This window comes from Arsukibacterium ikkense, from assembly GCF_000987775.1.
GTDB lineage: Bacteria > Pseudomonadota > Gammaproteobacteria > Enterobacterales > Alteromonadaceae > Alishewanella > Alishewanella ikkense.
This window is the reverse complement of sequence record NZ_LAHO01000005.1, coordinates 46,932-60,859: the sequence shown is the minus strand read 5'-3', so window position 1 is coordinate 60,859 and position 13,928 is coordinate 46,932. Positions and strand designations below refer to the sequence as shown.

The following is a 13,928-nucleotide window of genomic DNA, read 5'->3' as shown; positions in this document are numbered from 1 at the left end:
GGCAGATTTGTCTATTGCCTATGTTTTGATGTATAAATAGCGGGCAACGATTAATTTTCACGCACAGGTATTAAGCATGACAAAATTGGATAAAGATCAGGTAGTCGCTGATTTTACCGCAGCTTACAAAGCTAAATTTGGTAAAGCGCCAGAGCTTGAGCAAAAACCAGGCTGGTTTAGTGTCGATGGTGGTAAAAATATCCGCCTGGCCGAACTGGCAGAATTAACCGCAAGCTATGGTAAAGCCGGCAGCGCAAAAGCGTCTGCCGCTAAAGCAGAGAAACCGGCTAAAGCTGAAAAAGCACCAGCGAAAGCAGCAACTAAGCCTGCCGCGAAACCTGCGACCAAAAGCAAAGTTAAAGCAGCAAAACCGGCGCCAACCAGCCCGGGCGCAGCTGCCGCTTACTGGGCAGCTAAGGTAAACGACAGTAAACAGCGGCCACCTCGTGGTTCGCGTTAAGCGTATCTATTTACGTAATAACGCTTAGTTATTCGTTACCCGAAACTGGCGCAAATTGCGCCAGTTTACTTTTGGCCTCTATCCACTGCCCCATAAACTTAGTACTGCGATACGCATGGTGCCTGAGCATCAGCCCGGTAAAGTTTGCCTGGCGGCGGCTCTCAATATTTGCCAACCCCTGCTGCAATTGCTGCCACACCTGCGATGCCTGCTGCGGGCCAAAGCGCGTAGCAATAATCTGATAGCCTTGTTGCTGTGCCTGCTGCCAACCCAGCTTATCCTGATATAACGCCACAGCCGCGTTGGCCAGATCAGCACTGTTGTTGGCAATACTGCCACTCCAACCTGAATCAATAAGCATACCCTCAGCACCAATGTCGGTGGTAACGCTCGGCGTGCCCTGGCACATAGCTTCAAGCAATTTGCCTTTTAAGCCGGCACCAAATGCCAGCGGCGCCAAACATAGCCGTGCGCTACGCATCACCTCATTACTGTTTGCTACCCACCCTTTTACTAAAAACCCCTGTTTGGGGTTATGCAGTGCCGTCGCTTTTGGCGGCGGATAGGCGCCGTAAATATGCAGCTCAGCAGCCGGCAGTTGCTGGCGTATTTGTGGCCAGATCTGTTGTTTTAACCATAATACCGCCTGCCAGTTGGGGGCGTGGCGAAAGTTACCAATGGCAATAAAATGCTCACGTTCGTCAAATGCCAGGCTGTTGGTGGCTGGCAGCGCCTGCAGCCAGAACGGGCAATAACATAACAGCGCTGCCGGTACGCCATAATGCTGTTGCAGCAACTGCATTTCCGCCTCAGAGATCACCAGCGTCAGATCACAACGGTAAATGGCAGCGATTTCCCTCAGCGCCAGCTCAGAGTTCAGTGCCTCAGCAGCTACGGGGCGTTGCTGTGCATGGCAGGTTTGCCTGGCCTGGCGCAAGGCATGGCAATCTTCCATATCTAAAATACGCATGGCGTTGGGGCAGCTTTGCTCTACCCGCCAGCCAAACTGTTCTTCCAGCATAAAGCGGTCAAACATTACCGCCTGCGGCTTCACTTCAGCCAGCCAGCGCTCAAAACTGTCGCAATTCAGTTTAATTTGCTGCTCGCCTACCCCAAGCTCTGCCAGTGGATAACGGTGCGGGCTCAGTTCGGCCGGGCTGGCGAATTGCACCTGCCAGCCCTGGCTAAGATACAGCTTGATCAGGCTGAGCATTCTGCTGCCCGCCGCAGAGGAATTCGGTTCGGGCCATACATAACCCAGAATAATAAGTAGTGGCATAAGGCTGGCTTTGCTGAACTGGCTTTGCTAAAAGAGCGCAGTTTACCGTTGCTGCCCGCAAATACCAATGCTTTTGCCGCTAAGCCTGAGGTTGTTGTTTACCTTAAGCGGGTTGTTGTTAAGATATACAGCTAAATCAACATCCGTAATTATTGAAAGCCAGCAAAGCCTATGACCACTGTCAGCCGTTATACCGCGTTAGAAGAACAGCTGCATGCACTAAGCCACGCCCTGGGTGCAGTGCTTGGCGTGATTGGCCTGTTGCTGATGCTGCGCTTAAGCACTGGCGACAACTGGCAGTTGGCCAGTGCCGTCATTTACGGCAGCAGCATCATACTGCTGTACAGCAGCTCGGCGCTGTATCACAGTATTCATCACCCACTGCTTAAATACCGGCTGCGCCAGCTTGACCATGCGGCTATTTTTATCCTGATCGCCGGTACATATACGCCCTTTACCCTGATTAGCCTGCGCGACGACTGGGGCCTGATCCTATTTACCATCATCTGGCTGATTGCCATTGTTGGCGTGGTACTGGAGCTGGCCACCGGCCTGAAATATAAAAAACTGTCATTAGCGCTTTATCTGGGCCTGGGCTGGATAGTGGTGGTTGCCATTAAACCCATGCTGGCCAATGTGCCTGTCCCGGCAATGTGGTTGTTGCTGGCGGGCGGCCTGGCCTATTCCGGCGGGGTATTGTTTTATATCTGGCGCAGCCTGTACCTACACCATTTAATTTGGCATTTGTTTGTATTGAGCGGCAGCATACTGCATTTTCTGGCTATTTATTGCTACGTGCTAAACTAAACCAAAAGCGACTACCTTGTCCCTCAACACTGCTAAAGCCAATTTGCCCCTGATGGCTATCAATGATATTTTTGCAGATAGCTAAACCCAGGCCGGTTCCCTCTTTGTTACGATTGTCTGCGGCGTCAGCCTGGCTAAAATTACTAAAAATACGCGGCTGAAATACCTCGGGAATTCCACTACCCTGATCAATCACCGTCAGCGTTACCCAATCAGCGTCAGCTGATAACTGCAATTGTACATTACCTGCGGCGGGTGAAAATTTTATAGCATTGGAAATTAAATTATCTAACACCTGCCTGATACGCATGGCATCAGCATCAACCATAAAGTGCTCCTGCTGTAGCTGAAAATGCAGCTGCACCATAAACTTTTCCGCATAACCTGCTATATCCTGCAGCGCCTCCAGCACCAATTGCTGTAAATCCAGTTCAGTACGCAACAAGGTAAACTTTCCGGCAGCGAATTTCTGCAAATCTAATAAGTCATTAATAAGATTGGATAGGCGTTCAGCATTTTTCAATGCCGTATCCAGCATCTGTTGCTGAACATCAGGTTTGCTCGCCAGCACGCCTTGTGCCACTAACGCCACTGCGCCACGAATAGCTGTCAGAGGCGTGCGCAGCTCATGGCTGACAGTAGCGATAAACTGGTCTTTCATGCGATCTAACCGGGTCAGCTCTTTATTTTTTATGGCCAGCTGCTCAAGGCTCTTTTCCAGTTGCCGGCTGCGTAATGACAGTGCCGTTGTGCTCTCCTGCAGCGCCTGAGTTCGCTCAGCTACTTTAGATTCTAATAATAATTGATTCCTGGCTTTTTCATCCACCGCCACCTGTAATAAGCGGTTAACCTGCCGGGCGTGATTTAAACGATACTGATGCCCCAGGAATAAAATCAATACCACCAAGCTAACCAGCATTAGTTGCACCCAGCGTTTTTGCCACCAATCAGGCAAAACGTCCAGACTGGTTAATAGCTGAGGTTCACTGAAAAGACCATGATTATTAGAAGCCTGCAACCAGAGTTGGTAGTTACCGGGCGCCAGGTTTGCATAGAAAGCACTATTACGCTGACCCGCCTCGATCCAGTCGCTGTCAATGCCGGCTAATTGATAACGAAAACGATTCATTACCGGATCCTGAAAATCCAGGGCACTAAACTCAAAACGAACCGTGCGCTCGTTTGGCTGCAATTGAATAGCGGGCCAGTTGACACCGAAAGGCTTTAACTGGCGTTTGTGGTAATCAATGTCCAGCCTGGTTAACACAGGACTCGGCTGGTGCTTGTTACTTTGCAGCCCTGTGATATCGATATTAATCAACCCCTGGATACTGCCAAGATAAAGTTGATTTTGATACAGCGCCATGGCTTTGCTGTTTAACTCGGTTGCAACCATGCCATCACGCTGGTTAAACGTAACAAAATCCGGATTATCCAGCGAGCTAACACTAAGCCCCTTTTGGGTTGTGACGAAAAGCTGATCTGCAGCCAGTTGTACTCCAAGGATCCGCGATTCGGGTAAACCTGATGTGATGTCCAGCAAGCTGCTTTGCTGTGTATCCTGCTGATATAAAAGTAATCCCTTCTCTGTACAAATGGCCAGGGTATTCTGATAGCTTTGCAGACAGTTAATGTTGTTCGCCGGAAGCCCCAGGCCGCTATCCCCCTGCCCTGACTGAACTGAGTAATGCTCAATCACACTACTATCCGGCACAATTTTAAATAGGCCGGAATAACGACTACCCACCCAAAGTTGCTGTTTAGCGTCTAAAGCCATTGCCTGGACAGCGTCACCAGCCTGAACCTGACCTAACTCAGCCAGCCAATGTTGCACCCGATCTGAAGCAGGATCCCAGCGTATTACTCCCCGCCCCCATAAACCAAGATACAGATTATCTGAAGCATCAATCAGTAATTCGCGGACATTTTGATTAGCTAATCCAAGTAAATCAAAGGGCTGGCCAACATTTTTTAGCTCATCCTCTTCTAATTGCATTAAACCACTGTCGGTGGCGATATAGAGGATGCCCGCACTGGACGTTGACATAGCGTTGATTCTGCTGGGCAACGTCATGGCATGTAGTGCTTTAGTATTTAAATCTGCCTGATATAAACGGTCTGCCGAAGCAAGCCACAGCATATTGTGACGACGGTGGATCACAGATACTGAAAACGATAAGTCGCGCTCGTTAAATTGCACCAGATCGGTTAATTGCAGAAAACGACTGCCGCCATAACGGCTGCGAAACAAACCGGCTTCGGTGGTCGCCATCCATAATACACCTGAGCGGTCTAACAAAAAGTTGCGGACATTCAGCTCAGACAGCAAACTGTCATGCTGTTCAAACTTTTGATAGCGTCGTTCAGACCTAAGCAAATGTTGGATACCATTGTAACTGGCAACCAACAAACTGTTGTCACCTAGCGGCATAAAACGATTAATAATATGTTGCTGGCCATCTGCTGCAATGCTGTTTATTATTTCAAATTGTGATGATGCAACGTCAAAATAATACACACCCTGGCGGCTGCCCACCCACAAATTATTACCTTCTGGCCACAAGGCTCTGACTTCATTTGAGCGACTTAACGCTGCTGAATCTTGCTGTAATAGCCAACGTTCAAGAGTATTATTCGATTCAGTCCAGCGAATTAAACCTGCTGAAGACCCCAGCCATATAGCGTCATCGGCTGTTTGCGCAATGCTCCATATTCTGGGTTCAGCTAACGACGACAATAAGTCTTTTACAGAAAACAGCGTTATCTGATCATCCAGTGTAATAATACTTATCCCTCGGGTTGTTCCTACCCATAACCGCTGCTGATGATCTTCCAGCATAAATTGTACCTGATCACCCGCTAATCCCTGCTTTTCGGTAAAACGTTGCAGTTGGCCATCTGCAGCATTGAAGCGGGACAAACCATAACCCCAGGTCGCACTCCATAAGTTCCCCCTGCTGTCTTGCAGCACACTGCCGACGTCAGCCTGAAGCCCAGCGGCAATTTCCTGCTCTGTTAATACAGCAAAACTCTCAAATTCATGACCGTCATAACGCAGCAAGCCAGAAGCGCCGGCGCCCAGCCAGATAAAGCCTTCTTTATCCTGGATTAAACTAAATATCGTGGTACTGGGTAACCCCTCATCAATGCCTAAACGGCTGATTTGGCCAAAGTTTTGCGCATAAGCATTTAAAGCAGCTAAGTTAGCTAAAAAAAGCCAGAACACCAAAGTACGCATCACTTGCAACAGCTGACATGGCATCTACAAAATTTCCTTGTAAAGTCAGTTTTTAACACGACGGTTAATAGACTTTACACTAAGCTAAAAACCAAAAACTGGCTAACACTTTCGATAGTAGAACAAACCACAAAGTACCGGAAGAACGCTTAAAAAATGACATGGCCGTTACAGGCGTGCGCTGAATCGCAACCAAGGCAGAGTAAGCGCCGCGTTTTTAAACGCCGGTTAAAACCATTAAAAAGGGCTGCGAGAGCAGCCCTGTTAATCAGCTAATGGTGCTGTTTTATCTGATGCCGTTTTAGTACTGATAACTAAAGGTTACACCACTAAAGGCGGTATAGGCACGGATGCCCACATGCCAGGTACCGGCTTGTGGGTTATTGATGGTACACACTTCATTGTTGCCGGTTAAATATGGCCGGCAGGTGTATGCAGTGGTGGTAGGCTGGCTGCCATAGCGTACATACAAATCTGCATCGCCGGTACCGCCCGAGATCTGGAAGGTGATGGTTGATACGCCTGATGGGATCTGGTAGCTGCCACGTAACCACTGGCCGGTAGAGGCTGACAGGTTCGGGAAGGTCGCGCCATTACCCGGAGGGGTGCCGCCATTACCGCCGCCGTCACAACCATTGTTGGTGATCCAGTCATGCGCGGCTTTAGCTTGCACTATGCCCCAGCCAAAAGAGTTGTCACGCCCGGCTGCACCACGGTCTTGCGCGGTAACGTTTAACGCATTACGAATTTGCGGTGCGGTACAAGACGGGTGGTTACTCCATACTAAGGCAGCAACACCAGCTACATGCGGTGATGCCATAGAGGTACCGCTGATGCTGTTATAGCCACCATTACGCCAGGTTGAACTGACACTGACACCCGGGCCAGACAGTTCAACCTGTGAGTTACGCTGGGAAAAGCTGGCGAGGTTACGGTTGGAATCTACCGCAGCTACTGATACTACCGCATTGTACGAAGCAGGATAAGACATACTGGTGTTACCGGCATTTCCTGCAGCCGCCACTAACAACATGCCGCCATTATAGAAATTGGTCATGGCGGTATTTTCAGTCTGGTTAGACGACCCCCCACCCAAACTCATATTAACCACTTTGGCACCGGCATCTTTACAGGACTGAATGCCCTGTACCAGATTTGACGCATAAGTCCAGTTACCCGAATCGTTAAATATTTTAACAATATGCACACCGGCCTGGCCTGAGCCAATCACACCCACTACCCCGGTGTTATTATTCAGTGCCACCATGGTACCGGCAACATGAGTACCGTGACCATTACCGTCTGAGTACCAGTTTCCGTGGCCAGAGAAAGCATAACCGGTAACCCCTGAGCTTTGCAGATCTTCGTGGCCTGGCGTATAGCCAGTATCAATAACGCAAACCTTGGTATTGCCTGCGCTGGCATCACTCACCTGATTAGCCTGCACCATACTAATACCGTAAGGGGTGGTTTGCGCCATCGGGCTGATCACGTCCATCAGGTAACGTTTAGGATCTTCTTCCACGTACTGAATATTCGGATTGGCCTCAAGGCTTTTTATCTGCCGCGGCGTTAGCTCAGCAACACTGGCGTTGGCCATTGCTAAATGCATCACCGGATTAACCTGAAGAGAACGCAGTACGGTTTCCGCCTGCTGAATGTTAAACTCACTCTGGCCGTTGTTATTGCTCATCACTGCCGCAGTGGGTTTAAATTTTATAATGTAGCGATTTGTCGCATCGCTATCGTCAACCAAACTGTTGGCAACGGCCTGGGCAGTTAACGTGAGCGCAAAGCAACTGCTTACGCCAAGCACTAAGAGTTTTTTTGTAGTTTTCATTGTGGTACCTTTTTTTAATTATTTGGTTGTCCAAACATCTGTTATTAGTTTTCCATATTGTTGGCTGCATCCTGCGCTACCTAACTAACCAGCTGCTCAATAAAACAACAATTACAAAATTCTTACAAAGTGATTATAAAAAAAACTGTCAGCCCTGTTTCAGAAAAAAAAACCAGTGAACAGAAACAAATACACCATTTCAGGAAATTTAATCGTTCACCATATAACCAAAATAACTAACTTATAGCCAGATAGCATATGGATATAGCACTGTCAGGTTTACAGACGGTGGCAAACTAATTGCTTGCTACTACTTTCTATGACCATTGCATTCTTTTAGAATCACCCCCATTGCGTTTCCACTACGTCGTTTATTGGAGTATTACATGTCAAACAGCAAGCATTGTCGGTTACTTATTCTGGGTTCAGGCCCAGCCGGATATACTGCTGCAGTTTATGCTGCCAGAGCTAATTTAAATCCGGTGCTGCTAACCGGCATGCAACAGGGTGGCCAGCTTACCACCACCACCGAAGTTGAAAACTGGCCGGGCGATGCCCACGGCCTGACCGGCCCCGCGTTGATGGAGCGGATGCAAGCCCATGCTGAAGCCTTTAATACCGAAATTATTTTTGACCATATTCATACCGTTAACCTGGAACAACGGCCTTTTACCTTAACCGGTGATAACGGAAGCTATACCTGTGATGCGCTGATTATCTGTACCGGTGCTTCCGCTAAATACCTGGGCTTACCGTCTGAACAAGCTTTCAGTGGCCGCGGTGTTTCTGCCTGTGCAACCTGTGATGGCTTCTTCTATCGTAATCAGAAAGTGGCGGTTGTTGGCGGCGGTAATACTGCAGTAGAAGAAGCGCTGTATTTATCCAACATTGCCAGCGAAGTGCACCTTATTCACCGTCGTGACAGCTTTAAAGCTGAAAAAATACTGGTAGACCGTTTAATGGCAAAAGTGGCCTCAGGCAATATTGTGCTGCATACCCACTGTGTGCTGGAAGAAGTACTGGGCAATGACATGGGCGTTACCGGCGTGCGTTTAGGCTCAACCAAAGGCGAGCCTGCCAGTGAGTTGACGTTACAAGGTGTGTTTATTGCCATTGGTCACTCACCTAATACCGATATTTTTAAAGGCCAGCTGGCAATGAATGGCGGCTATTTAAAAGTGCAAAGCGGTACTGAGGGCAATGCTACCCAAACCAGTATCGAAGGCGTATTTGCCGCAGGTGATGTCTCTGATCACATCTATCGTCAGGCGATTACTTCTGCCGGCACTGGCTGCATGGCAGCCTTAGATGCGGAGCGGTATCTGGACGCGCTGGCAAAATAACTAACGTTGCCATCGTGGCTATTTACTTACCGGAACTTAATCCTGCTCAGCTGTGGTTCCCGCCAGTAGAGCAGGCACTGGAGCAACCCGATGGCTTACTGGCGATGGGGGGAGATTTATCGACTGAGCGGCTGCTACTGGCTTACCGCAGCGGTATATTTCCCTGGTTTAGCCAGGGTGACCCTTTATTATGGTGGAGTCCCGCTACCCGCGCGGTGTTTGCCCCAGCCAGCCTGCAGTTTAACCGTAGCCTGCGTAAAGCCTGGCAACGCACCACACTGACACTGACGCTTAATCAGGCATTTGCTAGAGTGGTGCAAGGCTGTGCTGCCCCGCGCAAAAACCAGCCTGAAACCTGGATCCTGCCGCCAATGCAGCAAGCTTATCAACGCCTGCATCAACAGGGCCATGCCCACAGCATCGAAGTATGGCACAACAGTACCCTGGTGGGTGGCTTGTATGGCATCCTGGTAGGTGGCTTATTTTGCGGTGAATCAATGTTTAACCGCACACCAAACGCGGCCAAATTTGCCTTGCTGGCGCTGCAGCAGCATTTAAGCCAATTTACAGCAGGTTGGATAGACTGCCAAATGCCCAACCCGTTTTTACAACAGTTAGGAGCACAGCCGTTGCCGCGCCAGCAATATCTGACGTTATTACATCAACAAACAGCCTTAATTAGTCCTGCCGGCCACTGGCAGCCACAACAGCTGAGTTTAGGCAATGACTAACCCGCACCAGCTACGTTTTGGCTTAACAGCACCCAGCGCCTGCAGTTATTTACCAGCACAACAGGAGCAGCTGGTCGTACTGATGCCAGAGCAGCCGATCAGCGCCGATTTATATCAGCAATTAATCGCTGTCAACTTCCGCCGTAGCGGCGAGCAAACTTACACTCCGCATTGCCCGGCCTGTAATGCCTGTCAGTCGGTGCGTATTGTGGCGCAGCAGTGGCAAGCCTCACGGAGCCAGCGCCGCTTGCTAAATAAAGCACGGCGGGCGGGCCTGGAATACCGGCTGGTGAATCAGCCTGAACTGCAGCAGTATTTCAGGCTGTTTGCTGCCTATATCGCCTTTAAGCACGATGATGGCATTATGTATCCTGCAACCGAAGAGCAATTAACCGCCATGCTGCAATGCAGTTGGTTGCCCGTTCGCTTTCTGGAGATTTATCAGGCCGGGCAACTGCTTAGTGTCAGCATTATTGATGAGTTGGCCGATAGCTATTCAGCTGTATACACATTTTTTGCCGAACAATACCAGTATTTGTCTCCGGGTAAACTGGCCATTATGTATTTGCTCAGCCAGGCCCGCCAGGATCATAAAGCCTATGTTTATCTGGGCTACCTGATCGGCACTTGCCAAAAGATGGCTTATAAGGCCGAATTCAGGCCGCAACAACGCTTTATTCAGGGACATTGGCACTCTTTTGCCTAAAAAAGCGCTTGCTGCTTTACTTATTGCTGTGATTTCGGCACAATCTGCGCAGTTTTTTAAAGGTTCACCCCCAATTTATAGAGGCGAGTACGCTGAATGGCGAAAGAAGACGTAATTGAAATGCAAGGTACCATCCTGGATACATTGCCGAATACCATGTTCAAAGTTGAACTGGAAAATGGTCATGTGGTTATCGCACATATTTCTGGCAAAATGCGTAAGAACTATATCCGCATTTTAACAGGCGATAAAGTTACCGTTGAATTAACGCCTTATGATTTAAGTAAAGGCCGTATCGTTTTCCGTCAGCGTTAAATCAGCTTTAGTTACAAAAAACCCGGTGGCTACCGGGTTTTTTGTTTTGGATCACGACCAATTTGCCGGGCTAGTCTACTAAGGCTAAATCCTGAGCTGTCTGATAATCAAAAAACAACTGATCATTTTTCAGGCTGACTTTAACATCCCCGCCATGCAGCAAGCGACCGAATAAAATTTCATTGGCTAACGGCTTTTTCAAATGCTCCTGGATCACCCGGGCCATCGGCCGCGCTCCCATCGCCGGATCATAGCCTTTATCAGCCAGCCATTGTCTGGCATCTGCCGTTAACTCCATCGATACCTGTTTCTTGTCGAGTTGTACCTGTAAGTCACAGACAAACTTATCGACAATCTGCAAAATAATGTCAGCATTTAAATGTTTAAACCAGATAATGCCATCGAGCCGGTTACGAAACTCCGGACTAAAGGTCCGGTTAATTTCACTTAGCGCATCATGGCTGTGATCTTGCTGTTTAAAGCCGATAGATTTACGAATGGTTTCCTGCACCCCAGCATTGGTGGTCATAACCAGTACCACATTCCTGAAATCGATTTTGCGGCCGTTATTATCGGTTAAGGTACCGTGATCCATCACTTGTAGCAAAATGTTATAAACATCGCTGTGAGCTTTTTCAATCTCATCCAGTAACACCACCGAATAAGGGTGTTTCGACACCGCGTCCGTTAACAGCCCCCCCTGTTCAAAGCCAACATAGCCTGGCGGCGCACCTATCAGCCGACTGACCGCGTGGCGCTCCATGTACTCTGACATATCAAAACGTAACAGCTCTACGCCCATTACTTTAGCCAGCTGCTTGGTCACTTCGGTTTTACCCACCCCGGTTGGGCCGGCAAACAGGAAATTACCTATAGGCTTTTCTTCATTGCCAAGGCCAGAGCGTGACAAACGAATGGCAGCGGTGAGCACCTCGATTGGCTCGTCCTGACCAAACACGACCAGCTTCAGGTTACGGTCGAGATTAGCCAATACATCTTTATCAGACGCTGATACCGATTTTTCCGGGATACGTGCCATTTTGGCAATCACATGCTCAATCTCAGCAACATTAATCACTTTTTTACGTTTCGATGCCGGTAGCAGCCGCTGACTGGCGCCCGCTTCATCAATCACATCGATGGCCTTATCCGGTAAATGCCGCTCATTAATATACTTAGCTGACAACTCAGCCGCTGCCCTGATCGCTTTTTGGGTATAACGCACATTATGGTGCTGCTCGTAGCGCTCTTTTAAGCCCAGTAAAATACGCGTAGTATCCTCAACGCTGGGTTCGGTCACATCAATTTTCTGGAAGCGCCGCACCAATGCCGTGTCTTTTTCAAAAATACTTTTAAATTCCTGATAGGTGGTTGAACCCATACAGCGTAAGCGGCCACTGGACAGTAATGGTTTAATCAGGTTAGAGGCGTCCATTACGCCACCTGAAGCGGCACCTGCACCAATAACAGTATGAATTTCATCAATAAATAAAATAGAATCTTTTTCTTTTTCCAGCTCTTTTAATAATGACTTTAAGCGCTTTTCAAAATCACCACGATACTTGGTACCGGCCAGTAGCGCACCCATGTCCAGCGCATAAATGGTAGCATTAGCAATAACTTCGGGCACCTGCTGCTGCACGATCCGATAAGCCAGACCTTCAGCAATGGCAGTTTTTCCTACGCCCGCTTCCCCAACCAGCAACGGATTGTTTTTCTTGCGCCGGCACAACACCTGAACGGCCCGCTCCACTTCCCGGTCCCGGCCGATAAGGGGGTCGATATGGCCATTTTTTGCCTGAATATTCAGATTGGTAGTAAAATTCTCCAGGTACTTACTCTCTTCAGATACTGTATCGCTAAGTTCTTCCTGCGGACTGTCATCATGCTGTTCGAGCTTTTCTGTTTTAGTAACACCATGTGAGATAAAATTAACCACGTCTAAGCGGGAAATATCGATTTTTTTCAACAGGTAAACTGCTTGCGATTCCTGTTCGCTAAAAATGGCAACCAGCACATTGGCACCTGTCACCTCTGATTTACCTGATGACTGCACATGAAACACCGCCCGTTGCAGTACCCGTTGAAACCCCAGAGTAGGTTGGGTGTCACGCTCGACCTCGCCATCAGGTAATACTGGGGTGGTGGAGTCTATAAAACTGGCCAGTTCCAGACGCAGTTTTTCAATATTGGCGCCGCACGATTTTAACGCATCGCCGGCCGCCGGGTTATCCAATAACGCCAGTAATAAATGTTCCACCGTCATATATTCATGACGGCGTTCACGCGCAAATCTGAACGCTAAGTTCAGCGTCAGTTCCAGATCTTTATTTAACATAGCTCACTCCCAATACCCCTGAGAACCACTTCCAGACCATGCCAAGACATACCTAAGCGCGCTCCATTGTGCACAGCAACGGATGCTGATGCTCTTTTGCATACTGCACCACCTGCTGCACTTTAGTTTCTGCAATTTCAGCAGTATAAATACCGCACACTGCACTGCCCTCGTAATGCACCTTCAACATTATTTCACTGGCTTTTTCGTACTGCATATTAAAAAATCGGGTGAGCACATCAATGACAAAGTCCATAGGAGTGTAGTCGTCATTGTGCAAAATCACCTTATACATTGGTGGCGGAGCAACCCTTTGTCGGGTCAGTTCTGCCAGATCATCGTGTTTCGTATCTAAATTTTGCTTGCCGCTCATAAACTATAGCCATGCCTGCGCCAACCAGCAAAGGCGCTTTTATTAAAAATTAGTAAAAAATTCGCACTATTTTTGCAAATAGCTTGACTGTTTGCTTAAATTATCTACATTAGATATTGGGGCTGAACAAGTCCCCTTCAAGTTCACTCTAGAATACAGAATATAGCTAACTTAGAGAAGGAAGTAAGTAGTATGGCTACCGGTAAAGTAAAATGGTTCAATAATGCCAAGGGATTTGGGTTTATTCGTGAAGATGGCCGTGATGAAGATATCTTCGCGCATTATTCTACCATTAGCATGGATGGCTACCGCACGCTAAAAGCAGGCCAGGATGTGGTGTTCGATCTGTCTGAAGGCCCAAAAGGGCTGCATGCTGTTAATATTAAGCTCCCCGGCGAAGAATAACTTTTCCATCGTTGTACCGACCTGGCATCGGCATCTACTAACAAAAAAGCAGGCTTAACGCCTGCTTTTTTTATGGCATAACAGCCAGGGTAA

At 48.3% G+C, this 13,928-nt stretch carries 12 protein-coding genes; 7 read left to right on the top strand and 5 right to left on the bottom strand.

Features of this window, described 5'->3' with window-relative positions; translation table 11 throughout:
* Nucleotides 1-76 precede the first annotated feature (76 nt).
* Nucleotides 77-460 carry a hypothetical protein gene (locus WG68_RS06825; protein WP_046556928.1) on the top strand — a complete coding sequence of 128 codons (384 nt, stop codon included), beginning with the start codon at nucleotides 77-79 and terminating at the stop codon, nucleotides 458-460.
* 28 nt (nucleotides 461-488) lie between these two features.
* Here WG68_RS06825 and WG68_RS06820 read toward each other — a convergent pair whose 3' ends face one another.
* On the bottom strand, nucleotides 489-1,739 hold the full coding sequence (locus tag WG68_RS06820) for a glycosyltransferase (protein WP_046556927.1): 1,251 nt from the start codon (nucleotides 1,737-1,739) through the stop codon (nucleotides 489-491).
* A 171-nt stretch (nucleotides 1,740-1,910) separates the two neighbouring features.
* Here WG68_RS06820 and trhA point away from each other — a divergent pair, with 171 nt between their 5' ends.
* Entirely contained in the window at nucleotides 1,911-2,546 is a 636-nt protein-coding gene (gene trhA, locus WG68_RS06815; RefSeq protein ID WP_046556926.1) for a PAQR family membrane homeostasis protein TrhA, read from the top strand.
* Here trhA and WG68_RS06810 read toward each other — a convergent pair.
* On the bottom strand, nucleotides 2,521-5,808 hold the full coding sequence (locus WG68_RS06810) for a sensor histidine kinase (protein ID WP_046556925.1): 3,288 nt from the start codon (nucleotides 5,806-5,808) through the stop codon (nucleotides 2,521-2,523). The genes trhA and WG68_RS06810 overlap by 26 nt on opposite strands.
* A 277-nt stretch (nucleotides 5,809-6,085) precedes the next feature.
* Nucleotides 6,086-7,624 (bottom strand): S8 family serine peptidase, encoded by a 1,539-nt coding sequence (locus WG68_RS06805; protein ID WP_046556924.1) that lies wholly within the window; start codon nucleotides 7,622-7,624, stop codon nucleotides 6,086-6,088.
* Between the two features lie 386 nt (nucleotides 7,625-8,010).
* Between WG68_RS06805 and trxB the strand changes: the two genes are divergently transcribed.
* The 4 genes from trxB (at nucleotide 8,011) to infA (ending at nucleotide 10,719) form a co-directional block, all read left to right on the top strand.
* The gene (gene trxB / locus WG68_RS06795; RefSeq protein WP_046556922.1) at nucleotides 8,011-8,967 is read left to right on the top strand and encodes a thioredoxin-disulfide reductase; all 957 of its coding nucleotides are present in this window, start codon (nucleotides 8,011-8,013) and stop codon (nucleotides 8,965-8,967) included.
* 14 nt (nucleotides 8,968-8,981) lie between these two features.
* Complete coding sequence (gene aat / locus WG68_RS06790) at nucleotides 8,982-9,698, top strand: leucyl/phenylalanyl-tRNA--protein transferase (protein WP_046556921.1); 717 nt, start codon at nucleotides 8,982-8,984, stop codon at nucleotides 9,696-9,698.
* Complete coding sequence (locus WG68_RS06785; RefSeq protein ID WP_046556920.1) at nucleotides 9,691-10,404, top strand: arginyltransferase; 714 nt, start codon at nucleotides 9,691-9,693, stop codon at nucleotides 10,402-10,404. Before aat ends, WG68_RS06785 begins: the two co-directional genes overlap by 8 nt.
* Nucleotides 10,405-10,500: 96 nt before the next feature.
* Nucleotides 10,501-10,719, top strand: a complete 219-nt coding sequence (infA, locus tag WG68_RS06780) for a translation initiation factor IF-1 (protein WP_019676586.1) — start codon at nucleotides 10,501-10,503, stop codon at nucleotides 10,717-10,719.
* 70 nt (nucleotides 10,720-10,789) lie between these two features.
* Here infA and clpA read toward each other — a convergent pair whose 3' ends face one another.
* Together clpA and clpS are read right to left on the bottom strand one after the other, a co-directional pair.
* Nucleotides 10,790-13,057 (bottom strand): ATP-dependent Clp protease ATP-binding subunit ClpA, encoded by a 2,268-nt coding sequence (gene clpA, locus WG68_RS06775; RefSeq protein WP_046556919.1) that lies wholly within the window; start codon nucleotides 13,055-13,057, stop codon nucleotides 10,790-10,792.
* A gap of 52 nt (nucleotides 13,058-13,109) precedes the next feature.
* On the bottom strand, nucleotides 13,110-13,430 hold the full coding sequence (gene clpS / locus WG68_RS06770; protein ID WP_046556918.1) for an ATP-dependent Clp protease adapter ClpS: 321 nt from the start codon (nucleotides 13,428-13,430) through the stop codon (nucleotides 13,110-13,112).
* Nucleotides 13,431-13,622: 192 nt separating this feature from the next.
* On the opposite strand from clpS, the gene cspD reads away from it, so the two are divergent.
* Nucleotides 13,623-13,835 carry a cold shock domain-containing protein CspD gene (gene cspD / locus WG68_RS06765; protein ID WP_019676583.1) on the top strand — a complete coding sequence of 71 codons (213 nt, stop codon included), beginning with the start codon at nucleotides 13,623-13,625 and terminating at the stop codon, nucleotides 13,833-13,835.
* Nucleotides 13,836-13,928: the final 93 nt, after the last annotated feature.